23 protein-coding genes are annotated in these 24587 nt (G+C 69.1%); 8 read left to right on the top strand and 15 right to left on the bottom strand.

What is annotated here, in order from left to right:
• Window positions 1-29: 29 nt before the first annotated feature.
• Both C1746_RS17000 and C1746_RS16995 read left to right on the top strand, forming a co-directional pair.
• The gene (locus C1746_RS17000; protein WP_162867882.1) at window positions 30-1742 is read left to right on the top strand and encodes an alpha/beta fold hydrolase; all 1713 of its coding nucleotides are present in this window, start codon (window positions 30-32) and stop codon (window positions 1740-1742) included.
• On the top strand, window positions 1739-2635 hold the full coding sequence (locus C1746_RS16995; RefSeq protein ID WP_116715960.1) for an alpha/beta fold hydrolase: 897 nt from the start codon (window positions 1739-1741) through the stop codon (window positions 2633-2635). Before C1746_RS17000 ends, C1746_RS16995 begins: the two co-directional genes overlap by 4 nt.
• Before the next feature lie 17 nt (window positions 2636-2652).
• Here the strand turns inward: C1746_RS16995 and C1746_RS16990 are convergent, their stop codons facing one another.
• From C1746_RS16990 to C1746_RS16980, 3 genes are read right to left on the bottom strand one after another with little or no spacing between them, the layout of a single operon-like run.
• Window positions 2653-3252, bottom strand: a complete 600-nt coding sequence (locus C1746_RS16990) for a hypothetical protein (RefSeq protein WP_116715959.1) — start codon at window positions 3250-3252, stop codon at window positions 2653-2655.
• A 2-nt stretch (window positions 3253-3254) separates the two neighbouring features.
• Window positions 3255-3734, bottom strand: a complete 480-nt coding sequence (locus tag C1746_RS16985) for a hypothetical protein (protein WP_116715958.1) — start codon at window positions 3732-3734, stop codon at window positions 3255-3257.
• A 19-nt stretch (window positions 3735-3753) separates the two neighbouring features.
• Window positions 3754-4566 (bottom strand): phytanoyl-CoA dioxygenase family protein, encoded by an 813-nt coding sequence (locus tag C1746_RS16980; RefSeq protein WP_116715957.1) that lies wholly within the window; start codon window positions 4564-4566, stop codon window positions 3754-3756.
• 151 nt (window positions 4567-4717) lie between these two features.
• Here C1746_RS16980 and C1746_RS16975 point away from each other — a divergent pair, with 151 nt between their 5' ends.
• Together C1746_RS16975 and C1746_RS16970 are read left to right on the top strand one after the other, a co-directional pair.
• Window positions 4718-5581, top strand: a complete 864-nt coding sequence (locus tag C1746_RS16975) for a fructosamine kinase family protein (RefSeq protein ID WP_205711956.1) — start codon at window positions 4718-4720, stop codon at window positions 5579-5581.
• A 10-nt stretch (window positions 5582-5591) separates the two neighbouring features.
• Complete coding sequence (locus tag C1746_RS16970) at window positions 5592-6410, top strand: class I SAM-dependent methyltransferase (RefSeq protein ID WP_240599051.1); 819 nt, start codon at window positions 5592-5594, stop codon at window positions 6408-6410.
• A 223-nt stretch (window positions 6411-6633) separates the two neighbouring features.
• Here C1746_RS16970 and C1746_RS16965 read toward each other — a convergent pair whose 3' ends face one another.
• Window positions 6634-7956, bottom strand: coding sequence for a reverse transcriptase family protein (locus C1746_RS16965; RefSeq protein WP_116715954.1), 1323 nt, complete (start codon window positions 7954-7956; stop codon window positions 6634-6636).
• Window positions 7957-8216: 260 nt separating this feature from the next.
• Complete coding sequence (locus C1746_RS16960; RefSeq protein ID WP_116715953.1) at window positions 8217-8633, bottom strand: S24/S26 family peptidase; 417 nt, start codon at window positions 8631-8633, stop codon at window positions 8217-8219.
• Window positions 8634-8731: 98 nt separating this feature from the next.
• On the opposite strand from C1746_RS16960, the gene C1746_RS16955 reads away from it, so the two are divergent.
• Entirely contained in the window at window positions 8732-9694 is a 963-nt protein-coding gene (locus tag C1746_RS16955; protein ID WP_116715952.1) for a hypothetical protein, read from the top strand.
• Here the strand turns inward: C1746_RS16955 and C1746_RS16950 are convergent.
• From C1746_RS16950 to C1746_RS16940, 3 genes are read right to left on the bottom strand one after another with little or no spacing between them, the layout of a single operon-like run.
• Window positions 9688-10515, bottom strand: a complete 828-nt coding sequence (locus tag C1746_RS16950) for an ABC transporter permease (protein WP_116715951.1) — start codon at window positions 10513-10515, stop codon at window positions 9688-9690. The two genes, C1746_RS16955 and C1746_RS16950, sit on opposite strands and share 7 nt — an antisense overlap.
• A complete protein-coding gene (locus tag C1746_RS16945; protein WP_116715950.1) occupies window positions 10512-11282 on the bottom strand; it encodes an ABC transporter ATP-binding protein in 771 nt (256 codons plus the stop codon). Before C1746_RS16945 ends, C1746_RS16950 begins: the two co-directional genes overlap by 4 nt.
• The gene (locus C1746_RS16940; protein ID WP_162867880.1) at window positions 11269-11538 is read right to left on the bottom strand and encodes a PqqD family protein; all 270 of its coding nucleotides are present in this window, start codon (window positions 11536-11538) and stop codon (window positions 11269-11271) included. The genes C1746_RS16945 and C1746_RS16940 overlap by 14 nt, the downstream gene beginning before the upstream one ends.
• 101 nt (window positions 11539-11639) lie before the next feature.
• On the opposite strand from C1746_RS16940, the gene C1746_RS16935 reads away from it, so the two are divergent.
• Window positions 11640-13754: a nucleotidyltransferase family protein gene (locus C1746_RS16935; protein WP_116715948.1), complete on the top strand. Its 2115-nt coding sequence runs from the start codon at window positions 11640-11642 to the stop codon at window positions 13752-13754.
• 369 nt (window positions 13755-14123) lie between these two features.
• On the opposite strand, the gene C1746_RS16930 is transcribed toward C1746_RS16935, so the two are convergent.
• Entirely contained in the window at window positions 14124-16922 is a 2799-nt protein-coding gene (locus C1746_RS16930; RefSeq protein ID WP_116715947.1) for a vitamin B12-dependent ribonucleotide reductase, read from the bottom strand.
• Window positions 16923-17361: 439 nt separating this feature from the next.
• Here C1746_RS16930 and nrdR point away from each other — a divergent pair, with 439 nt between their 5' ends.
• The gene (nrdR, locus tag C1746_RS16925; RefSeq protein WP_116715946.1) at window positions 17362-17826 is read left to right on the top strand and encodes a transcriptional regulator NrdR; all 465 of its coding nucleotides are present in this window, start codon (window positions 17362-17364) and stop codon (window positions 17824-17826) included.
• A gap of 6 nt (window positions 17827-17832) precedes the next feature.
• Here the strand turns inward: nrdR and C1746_RS16920 are convergent, their stop codons facing one another.
• Window positions 17833-18177: a hypothetical protein gene (locus C1746_RS16920; RefSeq protein WP_116715945.1), complete on the bottom strand. Its 345-nt coding sequence runs from the start codon at window positions 18175-18177 to the stop codon at window positions 17833-17835.
• Window positions 18178-18356: 179 nt separating this feature from the next.
• Here C1746_RS16920 and lexA point away from each other — a divergent pair, with 179 nt between their 5' ends.
• Window positions 18357-18986 carry a transcriptional repressor LexA gene (gene lexA / locus C1746_RS16915; RefSeq protein ID WP_116715944.1) on the top strand — a complete coding sequence of 210 codons (630 nt, stop codon included), beginning with the start codon at window positions 18357-18359 and terminating at the stop codon, window positions 18984-18986.
• A 9-nt stretch (window positions 18987-18995) separates the two neighbouring features.
• On the opposite strand, the gene hflX is transcribed toward lexA, so the two are convergent.
• The 5 genes from hflX to miaB are packed head-to-tail and all read right to left on the bottom strand — an operon-like array spanning window position 18996 to window position 24580.
• Entirely contained in the window at window positions 18996-20423 is a 1428-nt protein-coding gene (gene hflX, locus C1746_RS16910; RefSeq protein ID WP_162867879.1) for a GTPase HflX, read from the bottom strand.
• The gene (gene dapF / locus C1746_RS16905; RefSeq protein ID WP_116715942.1) at window positions 20420-21373 is read right to left on the bottom strand and encodes a diaminopimelate epimerase; all 954 of its coding nucleotides are present in this window, start codon (window positions 21371-21373) and stop codon (window positions 20420-20422) included. Before dapF ends, hflX begins: the two co-directional genes overlap by 4 nt.
• A 12-nt stretch (window positions 21374-21385) precedes the next feature.
• Window positions 21386-22285, bottom strand: coding sequence for a tRNA (adenosine(37)-N6)-dimethylallyltransferase MiaA (miaA, locus tag C1746_RS16900; protein WP_116715941.1), 900 nt, complete (start codon window positions 22283-22285; stop codon window positions 21386-21388).
• Window positions 22286-22307: 22 nt separating this feature from the next.
• Window positions 22308-23150, bottom strand: coding sequence for a class III extradiol ring-cleavage dioxygenase family protein (locus tag C1746_RS16895; RefSeq protein WP_116715940.1), 843 nt, complete (start codon window positions 23148-23150; stop codon window positions 22308-22310).
• 17 nt (window positions 23151-23167) lie between these two features.
• On the bottom strand, window positions 23168-24580 hold the full coding sequence (gene miaB, locus C1746_RS16890) for a tRNA (N6-isopentenyl adenosine(37)-C2)-methylthiotransferase MiaB (protein WP_116715939.1): 1413 nt from the start codon (window positions 24578-24580) through the stop codon (window positions 23168-23170).
• Window positions 24581-24587: the final 7 nt, after the last annotated feature.

Here is a 24587-nt window from a genome sequence, read left to right as displayed (position 1 = left end):
ATCCGTGGCACGCGGGGAATGCAACACACATGACCAGTACTGCCGCATCCTCCCCACCGTCGTCCAACCACGGCAACCCCGACAGCATGAGCCAGGCGACGCTCGAGGCCGCCCTCGATGCGCTGCCGATCGGGCTGAGCCCGGCGCAGTCAGCCGCTGCCGCTGCGCGCGTGACCGGTGTGGCGATCCGGCAGCCCAAGGCCGTCGTGGAGCACACCGCGCGGCTGTGGTGGAAGCAGGTCAAGACCGTCGTCGGGATGTCCGAGACGGCCCCGGACCGCGGCGACCGGCGGTTCACCGACGAGTGGTTCTCCGACAACCCGGTCTACAAGCGGCTGGCCCAGTCCTACTTGAACTGGAATCGACAGGTCTACGCGCTGCTGGATGACCTTGAACTGGACGAGAAGTCCCGTGAGCGGGCCCGCTTCGTGCTGGGTCTCATCACCGAGACGGTGGCCCCGACCAACACGCTGCTCGGCAATCCGGCAGCACTGAAGAAGTTCGTCAAGACCCGAGGGGCGAGCCTCCGGCACGGATTGCGCCACATGGCCTACGACGTCCGCAACAACGGCGGCATGCCCTCGATGGTCGACACCCGCCCGTTCGCGCTGGGTGACACGGTCGCCGCGACCACCGGCGGCGTCGTGTTCCGCAATGACGTCCTGGAGTTGATCCAGTACACGCCGCAGACCGAGACCGTGCGCGAACGGCCCGTGGTCTTCGTCCCGCCGCAGATCAACAAGTACTACATCCTGGACCTGGCGCCGGAGCGGAGCCTGGTCGAGCACGCCGTCAGGGCCGGCCAGCAGGTGTTCATGGTCTCGTGGCGCAATCCCGACCGGGAGATGCGCGACTGGGACATGGACACCTACCTCTCGGCGCTGCTCGAGGCCTTCGCCGCCGTGACCGACATCACCGGGTCGGAGGATCTCAACATGGTCGGGGTCTGTGCCGGAGGCATCACCGCCGCGGCGTTGCTCGGACACCTTGCGGCCATCGACACGCCGCTGATCAAGTCGGCGACCTTCCTGGTGACCGTGCTGGACTGGTCGGTCGTCTCCACGGTCGGGACCTTCATCTCCCGGCCGGTGGTGGCGGCGGCGATCCAGAAGTCGCAGCGCGACGGCGTGCTGTCCGGGCAGGACCTGGCACGACTGTTCGCGTGGATGCGTCCCAATGACCTGGTGTGGAACTACTGGGTCAACAACTACCTGCTGGGCAACAACCCCTCCGCCTTCGATGTGCTGTCGTGGAACGTCGACTCGACCAATCTGCCGGCCGGCTTGCACGCCGACTTCATGCACATGGCGGCGGACAACGCGATGACCATCCCGGGCGCGGTGGAGGCGCTGGGAACGCCAGTCGATCTGGGCGACGTCAAGGTCGACAACTACGTCGTCGGCGCGATCAACGACCACATCACGCCGTGGCAGGGCTGCTACCAGACCACGCAGCTGCTGGGCGGCCGCTCGACCTTCGTGCTGTCCAACGCCGGTCACATCGTCGCGATGGTCAATCCGCCGGGGTCGAAGAAGTCCTCGTTCCACGTGAACACCAAGATCAAGGACCAGACCCCCGAGCAGTGGAAGGCCGGGGCGACCGTGCAGGACGGCACCTGGTGGGACCACTGGATCACGTGGCTCGAGACCCGCTCGGGTGAGGACGTTGCCGCACCGAGTGAGCTGGGCAACGATGGGCACCCGATGATCCTCCCTGCACCCGGCACCTACGTACGCGCATGACGGGTGGCGACTCACCCATCGACGTCGGTGCGGAGGGCCAGCAGACGCTGCGACCCGCCGGTGGGACACTCCTGGAGGACCGACCTGCGCTGCTCAAGCGGTCAGGCGTGCTGAACGTCGGACGGCAGCGGGTGCGCATGTCGTTGGTCAACGAGGGCGCCGGTCGGCCGCTGCTGCTCATCAACGGGATCGGCGCCACGGGGGACCTCTTCGACGACTTCCGGGTGCACATCACCGACCGGGAGACGATCGCGTTCGATGTCCCCGGGGTCGGTGGGTCGCCAGCCCCGACCTGGCCGTGGCGGATTCGCTGGTACGCCAGAGTCGTGGCGGAGATGATCAACGAGCTGGGCCACAGCTCGGTGGACGTGCTTGGTCTGTCGTGGGGCGGTGCGCTGGCGCAGGAGCTGGCACGCCGGCACCCCGATCGGGTCCGGCGGCTGGTGCTGGTGGCCACGACGCCGGGAGTGATCTCGCTGCCGGGCCGGCCGTCGGCGCTCGCCGTTCTCATGACGCCATGGCGCTACTACTCCCCCGCCTACCTGCAGGCGGTGGCCCCGACGTTGTACGGGGGCCAGGTGCGGGACCACCCCGAGATGATGAACCGGCACAGCCAGGTCAGGTCGACCCGACCACCGAGCGTGAGCGGGTACGTGTGTCAGCTGAGTGCACTGCGCCGTTGGACGTCACTGCCGTGGCTGCGCACCCTCCCCATGCGGACGTTGGTGTTGGCCGGGGACGACGACCCGATCATCCCCCTCCGCAACGCCAAGATGATGGCGAGCCGGATCCCGCAGGCGCGGCTGTACGTGGTCAAGGGTGGGGGGCACCTCTTCCTGTTCACGCAGGCCGCGGCCATGGCGGACCGGGTCACCGACTTCCTGGACGCCTGAGGCGGCATCGGTCACGGTCAGCGCGTCGTGGAGCCGGAGCGGTGGTGCTGCATCAGGTACATCGTGAGCGCCAGGACGGCGGGGTGGTCGGACAGCAGCGTGGCAGAGGTATCCAGGTGGACGTGCCGGCTGCGCACCTCGGTGGTCAGCAGCGGATTCGCCGCCGGACCGATGGTCCACTTCAGGTTGAGCGTGGGCTCTCGGCGGAGCGCCCACGTCGTCGCTCCGGTCGAGCCGTGGGCGTCCTCGCCGGAGCCAACCTCGACCTCGCCGTGCCAGCTCAGCGTGCTGACGTGGAGGGCAGCAACGGGCGGCCCGGACTGACCACCTGGCGGGGAACCTGACCTCCGGGCGGGGAACCTCACCTCCCCGCGGGGAACCTCACCCTCGTCTGACCCGGTCGGATCGGGGTCCTGGGCGCGGCGAGCCGTCAGGGAACGCCGGATGGTGCCGGTCCCCTCGACCACCAGCGTGACGCCGCCGATGGTCGCGCGGGCTGTGGAGATGTCCGGCAGATACGACCAGTAGCGGCCCAGCCGTTCGCCCGAGGTGGAAACCAGCTCATGGTCGGTCGGACCTGTCCGACGCCACACCGCGCGGTGCCGCTCGTCGGGCATCGCTAGTTCGAGGTGGCGCGGTGGTGGGTCTGAACCAGGGCCAGGCCCAAGACGAGCAGGACCGGGGCCCGCATCGGCACGTCGGGCAGGAAGAAGATCTCCGTCGACCGGCCCTTGCGCTGCGCGCTGACGATCTGTGTTGGGCCTGCGTTGAACGTGAAGCGGGAGGTCAGGCCCAGCTTGCGGCGGACGTCCAGTCGCCCAAAGCCGGGTCCGATCACCGTTCCCGTCCACAGGGTGCTGCCGACGTCGAGCCGGGCCAGGTCGTAGCCCTCCGTGGTCGTCGCGGTGATCGTGCGCGAGGTGCCGACCCCACGTTGGCTGATCAGGAACGGCTGTCCCTGAACCTCCGCCTTGCCGTCTCGCAGGGTCTTGCCGGTCCGCTGGAAGGTGCCGTGCTGCTGACCGGAGGGGTCGAGGAGGACGTGCCGGCCCATGATCTGGGCCTTCCACATCGCCTGGATGGGAACCGACTGCTGCATGGCAGCGTGTTCTACCGCATCAGGCGTCCGGGCTGTGGTCCGGGGGCCACACCAGGGGGAACAGCGGGTGGTCCATGGGCGCCCCGTCGGGCAAATCTTGCTCCAGACCCGGGAAGGGAGGTGAGGTCGTCCAGCGCCGCGGCGCGTGGGTGACGTCATCACCCAAGAAGCGCAGGCTGAGGGTGCGCCGCGGGTGGGTCATGGTGTTCCCGGCCGCGCCGTGGACGGTCAGCATGTGGAAGGCGACCGCATCGCCGGGCTCCAGGGCCCATCCGAGAATCGGGTCGGTCTCGCGATCGACGGTCGGCACGGGCGCCAGCGAGCCTTCGGGGAACCACTTGGCCTGCTTGTCGTAGAACGTGGTCGGCAGGTACCAGGTGCCGTCGTGTGAGCCCGCGAGGAACTCGAGGGTGGTTTCGCGATCGACCGGGTCGATGGGGATCCACACGCTGACGTTCTGCCTCCCGTCGACGTTGTAGAAGGGCTGGTCCTGGTGGAAGGGGGTGGGCTGGCTGGCTCCGGGCTCCTTGTTCAGGACGTGGTCGTGGTACAGCCGTGCGGTGTCGGATCGCATCAGCGCGGCGACGTCGCGGGCGAGGCCACAGGTTCGGACGGTCTCGAGCAGCTCGGGGAACCGCTGCCAGTTGCAGAAGTCCTCGACGAACGCCGGCTTGCCCGGCTCGCTGGCCGTGATGGCGCGGGGGCTGGGTTCGATCAGCATGGTCTCGGTCACCTGGGTGATGACGGCCAGTGCGGCGTCGTCGAACACGCGGCGGAGGACCACCGCGCCGTCGGACTGGTACTGGTCGATCTGCTCCTGCGACACGGTCATGGCCCCAGGGTGCACGAAACCAGCTCCCGCACGCTCGGGAACCTCACCGCACCGTGGGGAACCTCACCGCACCGTGGGGAACCTCACCGCACGGTGGGGAACCTCACCCCGCGCTGGGGAACCCTGCATCGAGGACAGCTACGGTCGCGGCGTGGACCGCGAGATCAGCCAGACCATCGAGCGCCTGACCGGCAGTCGTGTCGCGTCGGCGAACCCCCTGTCAGGAGGCGATGTCGCCGCCGCCTACCGCGTCGACCTTGCCGACGGCAGCCGCGTCTTCGCCAAGACCAAGGCGGGGGCCGACCCCTCATTCTTCGCCACCGAGGCTGCGGGTCTGCGCTGGCTGGGTGAGCCGTCGGTCATCCCGGTCCCGCAGGTGATCGGGGTCGGCGACGACGTCCCGCTCCTCGCCCTCGAGTGGATCGAGCCCGGGTCCCCGACCCCCACGACCGAGGCCGACTTCGGCCGGGCCCTGGCGGCGCTGCACCAGGCGGGGCCGTCCTCATTCGGACGGGCGGACAACGCCACGACGGGGTCTCTCGAGCTGCCCAACACCCAACACGCCACCTGGGCGCAGGCACTGGCCGACAACCGACTCCGCCCGCTGGCGCGGATCGGACTGGAGCGGGGAGCCTATGGCCAGGACGAGGCCGACGACCTCGAGCGGGTCGCCGACCGCTTGCCGGACCTCGTGCCGGAGGAGCCGCCAGCCCGGCTGCACGGCGACCTATGGGCCGGCAACCGCATGATCGGAGCCGGCGGCCGGAGTTGGCTGATCGACCCGGCTGCCCACGGCGGCCATCGGGAGTTCGACCTGGCGATGATGGACCTGTTCGGCGGCTTCGGGCCCGCGTGCTACGCCGCCTACGACGATGCGTTCCCGCTGGCCGACGGCTGGCGCGACCGGATCCCGCTGCACCAATTGGCCCCCCTGGCGGTCCACGCGATCAAGTTCGGCGGTGGGTATCGGCCAGCGCTGCGGCGGGCGCTCGAGGCGACACTGACGACAGGATGACGTGACCGACATGGACCTGACGCACCACGCGAAGACCTTCGACCGCGCGGCCGCCACCTACGACCGGGTGGACGTCGAGTTCTTCGCGACGTTCGGACGGATGCTGGTCGATGCGGTCGCACTGCGGCCAGGTGAGAGGGTGCTGGACATCGGTACCGGTCGAGGTGCAGTGCTCGACCCGGCGTCATCGGCAGTCGGCCCGACCGGTCTCGCCGTGGGTGTTGACCTGGCGCCGACGATGGTGGCGCTGACCGCCGCTGACCTCGCGGATCGGGAGCAGGTGCTCGTCCGGCAGGAAGACGCCACCTCGCTGCCGACCTCGCTCGGCACGTTCGACGCGGTGCTGTCCAGCCTGGTGTTGTTCTTCAGCGACGACCCGGCCGGGACGCTGCAGCACTGGGCGAGCTTCGTCCGCCCCGGCGGCCGCCTGGGGCTGGTGACCTTCGTAGAGGACCCGGATGACTCGATCTTCGAGGAGCTGCTGACCCCGTTCCTGCCCGACGACGCTCAGCAGGAGCCAGCGGTCGACCGTTCGTCGTTCGACCTGGTCCGTGACGCCGGGTGGCTCGACGGCGCCGTCCGGGACGCTGGTCTGACCGTCATCAGCGCGACCGAGCACCGACATCTCACCCGCTTCGCCGACATCGAGCAGTGGTGGGAGTGGGTGTGGTCCCACGGCATGCGCGCCGCGCTCGAGCTCGTGCCGGCCCGCGATCACGATGCACTCCGGGAGGCGGCCGGCCGGGTGCTGCAGGACCGGCGACTGCCGGATGGCGACCTCGGGCTGGGCGTTCGGATCCGGATCACCGTGGCCAACCGGGCGAGCTGAGCCAGCACGCCGCGTGGCCGGCTCAGCGGCCGAACAGCCGCGACCACCACGACGCTGGCTGGCCCTGCCCAGCACAGGTGCAGCGGTCAGGGGGATTGACCCGGCTCATGACCTCGTCCACGTGCTGGCCACAGCCGGTCCACGTCGTCTTGCCGCACTCACGACATCTGGCTGGCTGACACATCACGGGAACCCATCACTCGACCAAGGCCAGCATGACACGTCATCCTTCGGACCAATCGATCTGGTCGAACAGCTGCCACAGGCGCCGCTGCCGGGCAGGACTGTCGCTCGCGACCCAGTGGATGCGCCCACGGAGATGCGCCTCGAACGCGGGGTGACCCTCGCGATTCGCGGCGACTGGTCCGTTGATGCTCGCGTCGTGCAGCACTGCCCGAAGACGGTCGTAGTCCCGACGCGGCGCGTTGTCGACGGCGTTGACCACCCGGCCAGCCAGGCGCTGCTGTCGGCCGGCCGTGGCTGCCCGCGTCTTTGCCCGGTTCACGTCGAAGCCCTCCGCGCGCGCGATCTCCTCGACCGTCACGACCAGTCGCCGCCGTGCTCGACGGCTCAGCCCGCCAGCGCTCGAGAAGGCCAGGTCGTCGGCGTACCTCGTGTAGCGCAAGTCCATAGCCGTGGCCAACCCGGACAATCGACGGTCGAGGGAGAACGCGGCGAGGTTGGCGAGTGCCGGCGACGTCGGCGCGCCCTGCGGGAGGTGAGGGAACCGGAGGGCACGGGGCGCATCCGGATGCCCTCGGAGGATGTCAGCGGGGACCGCATTGGTCATCAGTCCCGTGAGGGTGTGCGCTACCGAGTCGGCATACCCCGCCACCCTGAAGATGCCGAACACCCGCCCCGCCGCCACAGATGTGAAGAAGTTGCGGAGGTCCAGCGAGACCACCACCCGTCGCCCGACATGCGGGCCCACGTAGGTGTGGACGGAGCGTCCCGGCACGAAGCCGTGCGTGGCCGGGTGAACTGGGATGTTGTGGAGCACCCTGCGCAGGACCCAGCGCTGCACCCGACGCAAGGTCTGCTTCGGCGCCTCGACCAGCCGCTGCCCGCTGCCCGACTTGGCCACCCACCGGTAGCGGTAGTGCCGCAGACGCTCGTCGGTCACCGACTGCTCCAGCGATGCGACGTCGGCGAACCAGGACAGCTGGGTCGGGAGGAGGCCGAGCGCAGCAGCCACGTCACCCACCGTGTCCAGGTGGACAACGGGCCACCGCGGCTCGCTCATCGCAGAACTCACGAGCGCGGTCCCCGTGTGCGGTCCCGCGATCGGGTGGTCCAGGAGCGGCAGGATGGCCGGGGCGGCGTGCTCGGCGACCAGCACTCGCATCGCACGGAGTTCGGACCGCGGTGGTGCCACGAAGGTGTCGGCTACGAGGTCTGCGGCTCGGTGCAACCACACGTAGGGTTCGGTCCCTCCGAAGTCGATCTCCCTCCGCACGGTGAGCAGTCCGAGGTCGTGGTGCGCCCGGGCGGCCATTGCGGTCGGTTCCCAGGAGCCGTCGAGGAATGCGGCCACGATGATGCGCACGGCACGCTGGAATGCCGTCCGCCTCCCTGCTCCCCCCGGGGTCACCTACGGCACCGGGGCTCCGGGCCGATCGGGCGACGCGGCGACGTGTCCCGACCAGCTTCGTGGTGTGTGCAGACTCGCACGCAACGCGTGCAGCACCTGCATGCGATGGAGCGTCAGATGACGCGTGTGTCCTCGGGGGTTCCCCGAAGGTGGTGACCAGACCCGCGAGGGGCCGGCAACCGATCTCGGTCCGCGTCGCCGCATCCCCACAGACCCTACTCGTGGATGGCCCGCCGTAGGCGACGTCGGATCGCCGGCACCGTCGCCGAAACCCGCGAGGCCATCACATGCCGGCGGCGTGGCGACCAGGTCCGGGTGCCGTCCGTGACCGAGCGGACACGCCCGACCAGCCACGTCGTCGGCACCGGCTGGTCGGGCCGGAAGGACGCGTCCCCCTGGAAGACGTGAAGGCCATCGCGGCACCGCACGTAGCGATGCACCACCAACTTGCCCTCCGCCGTGCAGTAGGCCCAGACCTCCCCCCGTCGTGGCGCCCGATCGACCGCCTCGAGCAGCACGCGCACACCCGCCTGCCAGCGACGCCCCATCGACGCGCCGTCGGTCGCAATCCACGTCGCCTCCCGGTCGAGCCGGTGCCGGAAGAGACGAGCTCTCACGTCGGGTGCCACCATGTGCCTGGACCGTACCCGCCGCCGCTGGGTCCGCGGGACGACCTGCCCACTCGCTGGACCAACGACCTGAGCCAGCTCAGCTCATTAGCATGCCTGCAGTGACACACGCGGCGTGGACGGTGGACCTGGCGGACCTGCCGGTCAGGATCAGCGCCGCTGATGCGGATCTCCATCGCTGCGCGTCGTGGCACTTCGGTGCCCTGCCACGCTCCTCGGCAGAACGCGTCCTGCAAGTCGAACTCGTCCGTCGACCACCGGCTGTGCCCGGTCGACCACCCGACCACGTGGACGGTCCTGTTCAGCTCTGGCGTGACACCGGGCGGCTTCACCTGGCCCACGTCAGCGGCGGTCGGGCAACCGCAGATGATCACGTCGTCCTCGTCGGGGGGAACCCGCCCGACGACCAGCTCTGGAAGATGGTCCGGCAGTTGCTGTTCAGCTCACTGTCCTGGGTCCTGGGGCGCCGCGATCGACTGGCTCTGCATGCCGCCATGGCATCTCGCGCGGACCAGACCGTGCTGCTGCTCGGGCCGACGGGAACCGGGAAGTCCACCATCGCCGTGGCCCTGTGCGCAGCCGGGTGGTCCCTCCACGCAGACGACCTGATCATCGTCGAGCGGCCGGACAGCGGACCGGCCACCGCCGTCGGGATGCCCAAGCGGATGGCCATCGCCTCGGACCTGGCCAGCATGGCTGGCGACACCCTTCCGGTGACGGGGCCGCTGCCCGGGGATCATCGTGGTCGGCTGATGGTCGCGGGCGACGTCTTCGCCACCGGGCGGCGAGCGGTCACCGGTCTGATCGTCGCCGCCCACGATGAGGGCGACGGCCGCATGGAGCCCCTCCCGCACCACCATCGCCTGTCCGTCCTGACCTCGTCATATCTGGACGCCCACGACCCGGACTCGCTCCGTCGCGGGTTGCCACACCTCGCGGGCCTGGCCAGGCTGCCCGGCTGGCGTCTGGGACTGGCAGCCGATCCGGCCCGGCGCCTGACGAGGGCCAGCGCCGCCATCGAGTCGGCCCTTGAGAGCCGCGCGGGCCAGCAGGCGGGTCAGTAGGTGCCGAGGATGCCGTAGCGCTTGGCGCTGCGGACCGCCGCCGCGAAGAGGCCGATGGCGAGCGGAACGGTGATGATCGCGAAGCCGAGCAGGATCAGCACCTCGTCAGCCGCCGCTCCGACTCCGCCGTCGGTGAGCACGGCGTCACGCAGGCCTCGGACGCCGTAGAAGGCCGGTGTGGCCCGCCCGATCAGCTGCATCCAGCCCGGGAAGAGCTCGAGCGGAATCACCGCACCGCTGAGCAGCAGCGTCAGCTGGTAGAACCCACGCGAGATGGGATCACCTCGCTTCGACAGCAGCGTCACGGCGCCCGCGACGACGCCGACCGCGACAAAGTTTAGGATCATGAGGACCAGGACGGGGAGAGCGCCGACGACCGCGCCCGGCGAGAGACCGGTGCCGACCAGTCCGACCCCGATGCCGATCAGCCCGACGACCTGGATCGTCGTCAGGCCGAGCGGCACGATGAACCCACCGGCCAGGAGCGTGGGCAGCCGCGTCGGTCCGGCCAGCAGCACCTCCAGCGTGCCGGCGGTCTGCTCTTGAGCGATCCGCTGGGTGAACGCGCTGACGCCGAGGGCCGCGTAGGAGGTCAGCGCCAACCCCACCACGACGTAGTCGAAGTAGGTGCCGTCGTACTCGGCAAGCGGCCCGCCGGTGCCGACCAGCCGGGCGATGTAGAACGCGAGGAACGCCCCGATGAACGGCGAGACGAGGAGCGAGGCGAGACGGAAGCGATAGCTGAGCTCGGTCTCGGTGTCGCGCCGTGCGATGGCCAGCAGTCTGCTGCCCAATCCACTGCGTCGGCCACGCGCTGTCACGGGTCCAGCTCCGCTCCGAGCAGCCGGGTCAGGACCTCGGTCGGCGGTGAGCCATCCGCCGCCAGGTCAGCCACGGCCGCAGCGAGGAGCGCCGCTCCCTGGTCGAGCACGACCACCCGATCACAGACCGCCTCGACCTCGGTCAGCCGATGGGTCGAGAGGACCACGGCGCGGCCCGACTCGCGGAGGTGTCGAACCCGACGCAGCAGATCGCTGCTGGCGGCTGGGTCAAGGGACCGCGTCGGCTCGTCCAGGATGACGAGTTCCGGGTCGGCGATGAGCGTCCGGGCCAGTCCCAGCCGTACTCGCATGCCGGAGGAGTACCCGAAGACCCGTCGGTCCCGATCAGCCAGGCCGAACTCCTCCATGAGCAGCTCTGACCGGCGCCGGGCCTCGGCAGCGCTCAGCCCGGCCATGACCCCGAAGAACCGGAGGTTCTGGCGGCCCGTGAGGCGCCAGTAGAGGGCACGATCGTCCGCCAGCAGCAGTCCGGTGATGCGTCGCACGTCCGCCGGGTCGGTCGCAACGTCACGGCCATCCACGGTCACCCGACCGGACGTCGGCGTCAGCAATCCGGCACACATTCGCAACAGGGTCGATTTGCCGGCGCCGTTGGGCCCGACGAGACCGAGGATCTCGCCACGCCCGACGGAGAAGGTGATGTCCCGAACGGCCTGGATGGGCTCGGACGACGCCGTCCGGACCAGGAGGCCCGCCAGTCCGGTGGGTGGCTCGTAGGTCTTGGAGACGCCGTCAGCCGTCAGCATCAGCAGGAACAATCAGACCAGCTGACCGCATCTGCGCGAGGAAGCTGTCGACGTCGCTCTCCAGGGTGGTGACGGGCACGTCAGGGAATTGACGGCGCAGCACCTCCACCAACTGGGCGGCGGTGTGCGGGGTGACCAGCTGGGCGAACAGCAGTGCTCCGACCGGGTTGAGCGTCGACATCGTGGTGGCCTCGGCGTCCAGCACGACCGTCCGATCCCCGGACGGTTCCGCGGTCACGCCGGGAGCACGCACCACGGCCACGTTCTCTCCTCCTCCGCCGCGACGCGACGACCATCTCTGCTGCGGGTGACGAGCTGGACAGCCGCCCTGAGCCCGCCTCCTCGTACTCTACAGGGATGCAGCGGCAGGAGGAGCAGCCGTCGTCTCGCGAGGGTCGGGACCTGCTCGTGCTGTTGCTCCGGACTGCGACGCCAGGTGGGGTGATCAGGCGGGCCTGGTCGAACGCCGCACCGGCCGCACGTGAGCACGCGATCGCCACGGCGACGGAGCACCGGGTGCTGGGTGTTCTCGGCGCGCGGGCGACCGCCGCCGAGTTAAAGCTGCCGCCGGATCTGGCGACAACGATCGAGCGGGTGCGACGCCACAGCGTCGGTCGGCACCTGCTGGCTCGCCGAACGGTGTCGGTCCTCCGGCAGGTCCTGCCGGTGCGACACGCCGTGTTCAAGGGCCCCATCCTGTCCGAGCTGCACCACCGCGATGCCGGGTCCCGGGTGTACAGCGATCTGGATGTGCTGGTCGACCGACACTCGTTCGGCCGAGCGGTCGAGTGCCTGACCGATGCCGGGTTCGCGCCACTCGCCACCAATTGGGACGGGTTCCGCGAGTACGGCGTCGCCGAGGTTCCCTTCGGCCACCGCGGCGGGCTGCTCGACGTGGACCTGCACTTCCACACCGTCGGGCTGGCGCGCGATCGCACGAGCCTGCGGATCGACAGCGGGCGTCTGTTGGATCGGTCCATGGAGACCACCGTGGGCGAGGATCCGGTCCGGACCTTCGACCCGATCGACACCTTGCTGCACCTCTGCGTCAATGCCGGCTTGGAGGGGGCGCGGGGTCTTCGAGCCCTGCTCGACATCGATGCGGTGATGCAGGGCTCCGCCCCCGATGTGGCAGCAGTGGTGAGACGGGCCGAGGCGACCGGGGTGGCGACGCTGGCGGCCTCCGTCCTGCAGCGCTGCGCGATGGTGCTCGGGACCGAGGGTGCGGCCATGCTGGCGGACCACCTGCCGACGCCGCCGGGGTGGCTGGCGGCGAACCAACTGGCCGACGGTGCCCGACGACGTGGTGCCCGACGAGGTCTTCTCCCCGGGTGGCTGCTGGCCGCTGGCCGGCCACAGCTGACCCAGACAGCGCGAGCGCTGCTGCGGACCGCCCGGGCGGAGTTGGTCCGCCTCCGAGGACGCCCCGGCCTGACCCAGCCGGGCGGTGCGCTGGACTGGAAGACCGGGGATGCCTCGGCAGCATCGGTGGCCGCCTATCTGACCTGGGTTGCCGGCCCGCGTGGGATGGCGGTCGAGGAGGTGGCCACGAGCGGGGCATGCCACGACCTGCTGGGCCATCTGCAGCCCCGGGCCACGCCCTTGCTGTCCGCGGCTGCAAACCCGATGACAGCGAGAGCGCGGATCCGCCGCCGGCTGGTCCGGGACGACGACGGAGCCGTCCTGGCGGTGGTCGTCACCCAGCGGGTCGCCGTCGGCGTGATGCCGGCCTTCGTCGTCCTGATCGACCCACGAGCAGCGGAGCAGCTCGGCGGGCTGCTGGACCGCGGCGGTGCGACCACGATCGCGGGGTTCGAGCAGGATCTCGAGCCGCTCCGCGACGTCGGCCGCCGCTGGCTCCATGAAGACCGTTCGAAGGCGGCAGCGCTACCCGCCGGGTTCTCCTGGGAGGCGCCGTCCGTGCCGACCCGGGTCGCGACCGTCTCAGACGTCGATGCCCTCATGGCGCTGCGGCGCAAGAGCACCCCCGGCCGCCTTCCCTCGAGCCGGCGGCTCCAACCGGTGATGACGGCAATCGTGGAGGATCGTGCGCTGATCTTGGACGACGAGCACGGCGGCCCGATCGGGTACATCGCCCGACAGGGACACACCGCTGAGTGGGACCTGTGGGGTCACCTGGAGATCCTGCCGTCCCACCGCGGCCAGGGTCACTCGTGGCGGCTGCTGGCCGCGGCGGCCCAGACCACGCGGGATCGCGGTGTTGGCGGCATGGTACTCGTAGCCTCCACCAACCCCATGCCGCTCCCGGACGACACCCCGCTGTCCGAGTCGTGGATCGTCGCGACACCGACCCCGCCTCGCCGGTTCAAGGGTGAACCTCGTCTTCGACGGCTGCTGCAGCGCACCCGAGAGGCAGGACCCCGGGTGCCGCACTATCGCACGTCAGGACCGGACGACCACCTGATCACGACCCGGAGGACCCAGCGGTCACTCCGGGAGACGGCCGACTAGCAGGCGTCGACTAGGAGTGATGGCCCCCGCCGCCGTTGCCGCACCAGTCAGGGAACACCTTGCAGAGGTCGAGCAGGCCGACCACGTCCTCGGTGTGCTCGATCATCGGTGCTTCGTACGTCACGTGGTGCTCCCCTGGGGTTCAAGTGGTTTGACTGCTTCCAGCCAGCATCGGGCTTTCGTGCACCGGATTCAAGCGTCCACGATGTCCAGTTGACGATCTGTTGACGGTCCTCCAGCTGGCACGACGGTCACAACCACCGAGCATGACCGACGCCCCGCCAGGATGGCGGGGCGTCGAGTGAGGTCCGGGCTTGCGGGCGGCTTCCCCTCCGCACGCACGCCCGGAGATCGGGCACTGATTCGGGGCTAACTGCAGCCGCTGGTCGTCCCGCAGCCGGGGCAGACGTGGCACGAGCCGGCACGCTGCATCTTCTCGCCACAAGCCAGGCACAGCGGCGCGTCGCCGTAGATGTCGTTGATCTGGTGGGCCTCGTCATCGACCGGCAGGACGGTCTGACCGGTGGCGTCCGCAACCGCCTCGGCCGTGGGCTCGGGCGCGGGTGCACCGTAGGACCCAGCGTCCAGTTCGGCTGTCCGCTCCTCCGTGGTGTAGATCCCCATCTCCTGCCGCTGGTCGGCGGGCAGGTACTCGATGGCGAGCTTGCGGAAGATGTAGTCGGTCAGCGACGTCGCGAACCGGATGTCCGGGTCATCGGTCATGCCAGCCGGCTCGTACCGCGTGTTGATGAACTTGGACACGTAGGCCTCGAGCGGCACGCCGTACTGCAGACCGAGGCTCACGCTGATCGCCAGCGCATCCATGATCCCGGACAACGTCGAGCCCTGCTTGCCCAGCTTGACGAAGATCTCGCCGAGCCCGTCACCGGGGTACTCACCCGCGGTGACGTACCCGTCGGCATCGGCCACCTGGAAGCTGATCGTCTGGGACGGACGCTGCTTGGGCAGACGCCGCCGGACGATCCCCGCCTCCGCCGTGGTCGCCGCGGGTGCGGCTGCCTCAGCGGTGTCGTCCGCCTCACGGTCGGACTTCTTGTCGATCGACAGGGGCTGGGCGACCTTGCAGTTGTCGCGGTAGATGGCGATGGCCTTCAGGCCCAGACGCCAGCCCTCGATGTACATCTCCTCGACGTCGGCCACCGTTGCGCTCTCGGGCAGGTTGACGGTCTTGGAGATCGCACCCGACAGGAACGGCTGCGCTGCGGCCATCATCTTGATGTGCCCCATCGCGGCGATGGACCGCTCACCCATGGCGCAGTCGAACACGCTGACATGCTCGGGCCGCAGAGCCGGCGCACCCTCGACCGTGGCGTGGTCATCGATGTAGGCCACGATCGCCTCGACCTGCTCGGGCTGGTAGCCCAGGTTGGCCAGCGCGTGCGGGACGGTCTGGTTGACGATCTTCATCGTCCCACCGCCGACCAACTTCTTCATCTTGACCAGACCGAGGTCCGGCTCGATGCCGGTGGTGTCGCAGTCCATCATCAGACCGATGGTTCCGGTGGGTGCGAGCACCGTCGCCTGGCTGTTGCGGACCCCGAAGTCCTCGGCGATCGCAACCGCGTCGTCCCACGAGCCCTGCGCAGCCTGCAGGATGTTGGCCGGTGCTTTGACCGGGTCGATCGTGCCGACTGCGGCACGGTGCTTGCGCAGCACCCGCTTCATGCCGTCGGCGTCGTCGTGGTAGCCCTCGAACGGCCCGGTGACCTTGGCGATCTCCGCGGAGGTCCGGTACGCGTGCCCGGTCATCAGCGCCGTGATCGCACCAGCCCAGGCGCGACCCTCGTCGGAGTCGTAGGCCAGACCGAGGCTCATCAGCAGCCCGCCGAGGTTGGCGTACCCCATGCCGAGCTGGCGGTACTTAATGGCGTTGGCGCCGATGTTCTCCGTCGGGTAGGAGGAGTTGCCGACGATGATCTCCTGGGCGGTGAACACGACCTCGACAGCGCGCTGGAACGCTTCGACGTCGAACACGCCGCCGCTCTCGAACTTGCGCAGGTTCAGCGACGCGAGGTTGCAGGCGGAGTTGTCCAGGTGCATGTACTCACTGCACGGGTTCGAGCCGTTGATCCGGCCGGCGTTCGGCGTGGTGTGCCAGTCGTTGATCGTGGTGTCGTACTGGATGCCCGGGTCGGCACAGGCCCACGCGGCCTCGGAGATCTGGTTCATCAGGTCGCGCGCCCGGAGGGTCTTGACGTCCGATCCGTCGGTGACGGCCTTGAGCGTGAACTCGGCATCGTCGACGACCGCCTGCATGAACTCGTCGTTCACCCGAACGGAGTTGTTGGCGTTCTGGTACTGCACGCTGGCGGCATCACGGCCATCCAGGGACATGTCGAACCCAGCAGCCTGCAGTGCGCGGGACTTGTCCTCCTCACGCTGCTTGCACCAGATGAACTCCTCGATGTCGGGGTGATCGACGTTGAGGATCACCATCTTGGCGGCACGACGGGTCTTCCCACCGGACTTGATCGTCCCGGCCGAGGCGTCCGCCCCGCGCATGAACGACACCGGCCCGCTGGCCTCCCCACCACCGCGGAGCGTCTCCGCGGAGGAGCGGATGCCCGACAGGTTCACCCCGGAGCCCGAGCCGCCCTTGAAGATCGTCCCCTCCTCCACGTACCAGTTGAGGATCGAGCTCATCTTGTCCTCGACCGAGAGGATGAAGCAGGCGGAGCACTGGGGCTTGTCCTCGACGCCGCAGTTGAACCACACCGGTGAGTTGAACGCAGCCTTCTGGTTGACCAGCAGGTGCTTCAGCTCGACGTTGAACACCTCGGCGGACTGGTCGTCGGCGAAGTAGCCGTCCTTCAGACCCCAGCGGGTGATCGTGTTGGCGACCCGGTCGAGCATCTGCTTGACCGACGACTCGCGCTCCGGGGTGCCCAGCGGTCCACGGAAGTACTTCTGGCTGACGATGTTGGTGGCGATCATCGACCACTGCGTCGGGAACTCGACCCCACGCTGCTCGAACGCGACATCGCCGGTCTTCCAGTCGCTGATGACCGCGTCACGCAGCTCCCACTGGACCTCGTCGTAGGGGTGGACGCCCTCGGCGGTGAAGTAGCGGTCGAACTTCAGACCAGCCTTCTCCCCGTCGATGACCGTGCGGAGTGCCTGTCCTGTCTCTCCTCGTGCGATGACCATGTGGTGCGATTCCTCCAGCGACTTCGTGACCGTTGTGTACAACGCGTTCCGACCGCGTGTGCTTCCGTGATGGACTCCCCCGGCGCGACGTTCTGGCTGTGGGAGTTACGTGTCTGTAATTACGCGGCTTGAGTACCTTGCGCGAAGTTGTCCGCCACGTCAAGGGGGCAACCCCAACATCAAGGGCGTGCACCAGAGCCAAACCACAAGATGTAGTGGTCAACCCCAGCGTAGACGTGCACACTTCCCGCACCATCCGCAGTGACGTCCTGTGCGGCAAGTTGTGGAGTGGACACGCCAGACGTGACGATGGGCACAACATGTTGTGCCCGGCGTGAATCCACACTGTGGACAACCTGTGGACAGGTGTGGATCTGCCGGCTGTGTTGTGGACAGGCCCGTGGACGACATCGCCCGGACGAGAGGAAAAAGAAAAAGGATGCGATGCCCCTACTGCGCGGCCGACCGCGACAAGGTCGTCGACTCGCGACCGGCCGATGACGGCCGCAGCATCCGTCGGCGACGCGAGTGCACGGCGTGCCAGCAGCGCTTCTCCACCTATGAGCGAGTCGATCACGCGCCACTGGCGGTGAGGAAGCGCTCGGGCTCCATCCAGCCCTTCGACCCTGACCGGCTGCACAGCGGCATGAGCAAGGCGACGGCCAACCTGGACATCGAGCCCGAGGACGTCCGGTACGCCGCCGCCCGTGTGGAGGCCCACCTGCGGGCCATGGGGAGCACCGAGATCGGCACCGACGTCATCGGCGGACACGTCCTGGAGGCGCTGCGTTCCCTGCATCCCGTCGCCTACATGCGGTTCGCCAGCGTCCACAAGGTCTTCACCTCAGCCGACGACTTCGCGCGCGAACTGCGGCGCATGGACGAGGAGACCAACGCCGAGTGAGCTGCGTCACAGGTCCTGTGGCAGCACCAGGAGGGAGCCGGGAACCAACTGCCCGGCGCGCACGCCGTTGAGCTCCGCCACGACCGCGGCGTACTCCATCGTGGCCATTCCCGGTGGTGCGTGTGTCGTGGCCAGGTCCCACAGCGTGTGCGTCGGCTGGACGACGACGTGGATGGGCGCCGGCGGAACGGCGTCGGCCTGCGAGGGTTGCGCACCCAGGCCCATCATGACGATGGCCGCGATCAGGCCGGCAATCACCAGTCCGGCAATCCGGTCCCAGCGGACGCGGTATCGGACTCGGGCGGCAGCGGCGGTCGAGACAGCGGGGGAAGGAACGCTGATGGCTGACATGACTCATCTCCTGATGCGCTCGGTTTGGGGCCGTATGCTTGACTTCTAGACCGAACACGTGTTCTCTTGATAGCCACGGTAAGCGAACATCTGTTCGATGTCAACACCTGGTATCGAGGTCACACCGGTCACCCTCCAGACGGTAGGGAGGGGGTGTGACATCCCGATTGGAGAGCCCCATGGCCAAGCCCCTCAGCCTGCGGCAGCAGCGCATCCTGTACATGATCCAGTCCACCGTCGCCGAGCGCGGCTACCCGCCCAGCGTCCGGGAGATCGGCGACGCCGTCGGGCTCCGCTCCCCCTCCAGCGTCCACTCCCAGATGAAGACGCTGGAGGACCTCGGCTACATCCGCCGAGACCCCTCCCGGCCGCGTGCCATCGAAGTCCTGGCCGAGTTCGACGAGGACGCCCCTGACACCTCGCCCACGCGCACGGTCCCCGTCGTCGGTGAGATCGCGGCCGGTGGGCCGATCCTGGCCGACCAGCAGATCGATGAGCACCTGGTCCTGCCCGAGTCCTTCGTCGGCAGCGGGACGATCTTCGCCCTCACCGTCCGTGGTGAGTCGATGATCGACGCTGGGGTCATGCCCGGCGACACGGTGGTCGTCCGGCAGCAGCCGACGGTCGAGCAGGGTGAGATGTGCGCCGCCCTGATCGAGGACGAGGCGACGGTGAAGTTCTTCCGGCGGACGAAGGCGGGCGAGGTGTGGCTGGACCCGGCGAACGAGAGCTACGACCCGATCCCGGTCCCGCCCGACGCGCAGGGGGCGATCATGGGCAAGGTGGTGGCGGTCCTGCGCAAGCTCTAGTGGGCGGGCCTACGCCTCCTCGTCAGCCCACGGGTCGACGTCGGCGAAGCGCAGCAGGTCCTGGGCGTTGCGGCGCGTGATCGAGACCGAGACCCAGGTCCCCTCCTGCCGGTCCTCCCGCTTCAGGACCTCGCCACCCTCGTACGCCCCCGCAACGACGTCGGCGCTGGCGTAGGGCACCAGCCCCTCGACGATGCGGCGGCGAGGCGGCACCCGGTCGGCGACCAGGTCGATCAACTCGTCCACACCCTCACCGGTCGCTGCCGACACCACGATCACGCCGCCCGGCATTGCGCGGCTCTCCACGGCCGAGGCGAGGTCGTGCAGGTCGTCCGGGTCGGCCAGGTCGGCCTTGTTCAGCACGATCAGCCGCAGCAGCTCACCGGCCCCGATCTCGGCCAGGACGTCATCGACCGCCATCACGTGCGCCTGCGCCTCCGGGTGGGCGGCGTCGACGACGTGGAGGAGCAGGTCGGCCTGGAGGGTGTCCTCGAGCGTGGACTTGAACGACTCGACCAGCGCAGTCGGCAGCTTGCGCACGAAGCCAACCGTGTCGGTCAGGACCACCTGCCGGGAGTCCGGGAGCTCCAGCTGCCGAGCCGTCGTGTCCAAGGTGGCGAACAGCTGGTCAGCGACCAGCACGCCCGCGTCGGTCATGGCGTTCATCAGCGTGGACTTGCCGGCGTTGGTGTAGCCGACGAGCGCAACCGTCGGCACCTGGTTCTGACGCCGCCACTTCGACTTGGTCTGGCGCACCTTGGCGAAGTCCTTCAGGTCGCGCCGCAGCTTCGTGATCCGGCGGTTCAGCTTGCGACGGTCGACCTCGAGCTGGCTCTCCCCCGGACCACGGCTGCCGATGCCGCCGGCCTGACGGGACAAAGCCGCACCCCAGCCGCGGAGGCGCGGCAGCAGGTAGGTGAGCTGGGCCAACTCCACCTGGGCGGTGCCCTCGGAGGAGGACGCGTGCTGGGCGAAGATGTCCAGGATAACGATGGTCCGGTCGAGGACCTTGACGCCGAGCTTCTCCTCCAGGTTGCGTTGCTGCGCGGGTGAGAGGTCGTCGTCGAAGACAGCCGCGTCGGCGTCCAGGGCCTGCACCAGATCCTTGAGCTCACTGACCTTCCCGCGCCCGATGAAGGTGGCGACGTCAGGGGCATGACGCCGCTGGACGATTCGTCCGACCGTGGCGCCACCGGCTGTCTCGAGCAGCTGCTCCATCTCGTCCATGGAGGCCTCGACCTCGTGGCTGGAGGTGCCGGGCAGCGCCAAGGCGACGAGCACCGCGTTGTCGACCGGTCGGAAGATGTCGACGCCCTCCTGCGGGGCGCCCTCCTCGATGCGCTCGGCCTCACTGCGGCGGCGTTGGGCGCGCGTGAGCACCAACGAGGCATCCTCATCGAGGTCGCTCGCTCCGTCCGGTCCGTGGTGCTCGTTCACGACGTCGACATGGCCGACGCACGCTCCGGATGGTTGGCTGCGCCCGCCCGGCCACCCTCGCCGCGGGTGACCTGGTCGAGCCACTGCCCGTCCACCGTGCCACTCCCGACCTCGACGGCGGGACCGGTGACGTAGAGGGTGGCAGCGGTCCACTCGACGGTCAGCACGCCGCCGCGGAGATGCACGTCGACCGTGCGGTCGGAGAGGCCGGTCAGCGCAGCGGCAACCCCCATGGCCGAGGCGCCGGTCCCGCTCGCCAGCGTCTCACCGACGCCACGTTCGACGATACGGCCGCAGATCCCACCACCCGCGCGTGGGGCGATGAACTCGACGTTCACACCCTCAGGAAACGCCGGGTGGGCCTGCAGCCCGGGACCGACTGCCTCCACGGGAGCGTCGTCGACATCGTCGGTGACGACGACGGCGTGGGGGTTGCCCATCGAGAGGGTGGTGACCGTGACGGGACCGGTGTCGAGGGTGATGATCCGACGCAGGTCCTCGATCACGGGCGGGCCCATGTCAACCCGGCAGGTGTGGACGAGGCCATCCGGCCCGAGGGTGCACTCGACCTGCTTGACGCCGGCACGGGTGTCGATCCGGACCATGTCGGTCCGGGTGCCCTTGCTGCGGTCGGCGTCCCGATCCGACTGGGCCTGATGGACCCGTCGGTCGGCGACGTACTTGGCGACGGTGCGAACCCCATTTCCGCACATCTCCGCCAGAGAGCCATCGGCGTTGCGGTAGTCCATGAACACCTCGGCGTCCACGCCCTCGCGGGGAGCGCCGAGGCGGATCACCCCATCGCCCCCGAGCCCGAACCGCCGATCGCACAGCGCGGCGGTCAGTGCGGCATCTAGCGTGACCTGATCCTGGAGATCGGGGATGAGGACGAAGTCGTTTCCGGCGCCGTGCACCTTGACGAACGGCAGGCCTGCTGTGGGGAGGGTCACGGTGGAGGAGTCCTATCGCTTGAGCGCCGTGATCACGTTGTGGGGCCTCTCGGAGGGGTCGAGCCACTGTACTCGTGGGTCTGCTGCGAACCATCGTCGCTGCCGGCGTGCGAACTGGCGGGTGCGGATGGCGATGCGCTCGGCCACCGGGGCAAGGGGCAGCTGCTCATCGGTGGCCAACCACGCCATGAGCTCGGCGTAGCCGATGGCCTGGGCAGCCGTGCTCGAGAGGTCGCGACCGATCAGGCTGCGACACTCCTCGACCCAACCCCGGTCCAGCATTCGCTGTGTGCGGGCGGCGATGCGGTCGCGCAACTGGTCCGGGCCGACTGCAGTGCCGAGGACGGTCAGGTCGCGATAGATCGAGGTGTGATCGTCCCACGCCGTCCGGTATGAGGAGAAGGGCCGACCGGTCAACTCGATGACCTCGAGCGCCCGGATGATGCGCCGACTGTTGGAGGGGTCCATCCGGTCTGCGGCAGCCGGGTCGATGGCCTGCAGTCGGGCATGCCCGCCGAGGACGTCGGCCTCCACCTCGACCTGAATTCGCGCTCGCGTGTCGGGATCGGTGGGCGGGAACTCCAGAGGGTCGACGACAGCACGGAAGTACAGCCCCGAGCCGCCGACGAGCAGGACCGGCCGTTCCTGCTCGCGGAGGTCGGCGATGACGGCACGCGCCCGCTGCTGGAACCACTGGACGGTGCACTCCTCCTCCACCCCGAGCAGATCGATCATGTGGTGGTCGACCGCAGCCTGCTCCTCGCGCGTGGGTTTGGCGGTGCCGACGTCCATCCCCCGGTAGACCGTGAAGGCATCGATCGCGACGATGGCTGCCCCGGTGGCCCGGGCAGCCTGCATCGCGAGTTGCGACTTGCCGGAGCCGGTGGGCCCGATGAGTGCGGTCAGAACCATGGCGGGGAGCGCGGCGGGACCGTCAGCGTCCGACGGCGACCACGTAGCCGACACCCAGCGGGGCCCCGCTCCAGCGCACGACGGTGCCCATCGAGGCCGTGCCGGTTGGGGTGCAGAGCGTCGCTCCCAGGACGCGCAGCGCGCCGACTGCGCGGGCGTGGCTCGCGGCTGCTTGCTCGGGATCCAGGGTGAGGAGCCGCTCAGGACGGCCCCCGTCGAGCGCGGCCACCACGTGCTCGTCCAGTGTGGTGTCGGCGCCGGGCCGAGGCGGCTTGGGACCGTGACCGGCGGAGAGATCGCCGGCGACCATGACCGACAGCTGACCGGCCGTCCGGAGGCTGCCGATGACCCGACCCAGCCGCGCTGCGACCGGCCAGGGGACGTCGCTGGCGACGCTGAGGAGCACGGTCACCGCGTCGGGAGCGGCTGTCGCCGCGTGGGCGGCCAGGACCTGGGCATCGACCCAACCGACATCGTTCACCTCGGCTGACTGGCTGGTCAGCTCACCGGGGCCCAACTCACTGCGTACGGCGGTCGTCAGATCCCGGATGACCCCGTCATCGGGAACTCCGCCCTGCTGCGTGCCCCGTCCTGGTGAGGTGTCCCCGGTTCGGGTGACCCTGGTGATGAGGCCGTACGCGCGGCGAAGCCGGCCCTCCTCCTCATCGAGGCCAGCCGGCATCCTGAGTCGGGTTCCTGACCCGGCCGGTCCCCCGGCCACGACCAGGACGTGCGTCTGGCCGGCCAACTCAGCCACCGCCCGCGCGATCTGCCCCCGGAGTGTCTCGATCTCGGGGTGCGTGCGTCCGGGGTGGCCGGGGAGGGCCAATGGCGTTGACGGCACCACGACGACCGGGCCGATCATGGCGTCTTGTGCGCGGCTCAGCCCGCGACGGGCTGGACAACCGGGGTGGGCACGGCCGGGCCGGCCGGCTGGTCGGTGACCCGTCCCAGCAGGTAGTGATCCGCCGCCCGTGTGATCTCCACCGCGTGCATCGTTGCCGGCACGGTCACCGAGGTCGCGTCGACGTGGACCAGGCGGTTCTGGCGGGTCCGACCGCTGATGCGCGACGGGTCGGTCTTGGACGGCCCCTCGAAGAGCACCTCCTGGACGGTGCCCGCCTGCCGCTGGTGCGACTGCGCGCTCAGGCGGTTGGTCACCGTCGAGAGGCGCATGAACCGCTCATCCATGGTCGTGGTGTCGATGTGCCCGTCCAGGTCGACGGCGCTGGTTCCCGGACGCTTGGAGTACTTGAACGTGAAGGCCGAGTCGAACGCCGCCTGCTCCGTGACGGTCAGGGTGCCCTCGAAGTCGTCCTCGGTCTCCCCCGGGAAGCCGACGATGATGTCGGTGGAGATGGCCAGGCCGGGGATGGTCTCGCGGGCCTCGACGACGAGGTCGAGGAAGCGGCGTGACCGATAGCTGCGCTGCATCAGCTTGAGGATCCGGTCGCTCCCGGACTGCAGCGGCAGGTGGAGCTGCTCGCAGACGTTGGGGATGTCACGCATCGCCTCGAAGACGTCGGTCGTGAAGTCCTTCGGGTGGGGCGAGGTGAAGCGCACGCGCTGGAGCCCGTCGATCTCCCCCAGCAGGTGCAGCAACTCGGCGAACAGCGTGCGGTTGCGGCGCTGGCCCTCAACGCTGGGCACCAGCCCGTCGCGGACCAGGTCGCGGCCGTAGCTGTTGACGTTCTGGCCGAGGAGGGTGACCTCAATGACGCCGTCGGCCACGAGCGCACGGACCTCGGCCACGATGTCGCCCATCTTGCGGGACTTCTCAGGACCGCGAAGGGCGGGGACGATGCAGAAGGCGCAGGTGTTGTCACAGCCGATGGAGATGGAGACCCAGGCGTGATGGGGGACGTCCCGTCGCGCCGGCAGGGCGGAGGGGAACATCTCGGTGTGCTCGAGGATCTCGATCACCGGGAGGGACGCCGAGTCGGCCTGCGCCAGCAGTTGCGGCAGACGACCCATGTTGTGCGTGCCGTAGACGACGTCGACGTAAGGGGCCTTGGCGGCCAGGACGTCCTGGTCCTTCTGGGCCAAGCAGCCCCCGACGACGATGGTCTTGGACGGGTCGGCCAGCTTCAGCGGCTTCAGTTGGCTGAGCTGGCCGTACAGCTTGTTATCGGCGTTCTCGCGGATGGCGCAGGTGTTGAACAGCACCAGCCCGGCCGAGTCGGCATCGGCGGCCTTGCGGTACCCCATCATCTCGAGGACCCCGGCGGCCCGCTCGGAGTCGTGTTCGTTCATCTGGCACCCGAAGGTCTTGATGAAGTAGGTGCGCTGGGACATGGACTAG

It is taken from the genome of Euzebya tangerina (genome assembly GCF_003074135.1).
In the GTDB taxonomy this organism is placed as follows: Bacteria; Actinomycetota; Nitriliruptoria; order Euzebyales; family Euzebyaceae; genus Euzebya; species Euzebya tangerina.
This window is presented reverse-complemented; position numbering and strand designations above follow the sequence as displayed.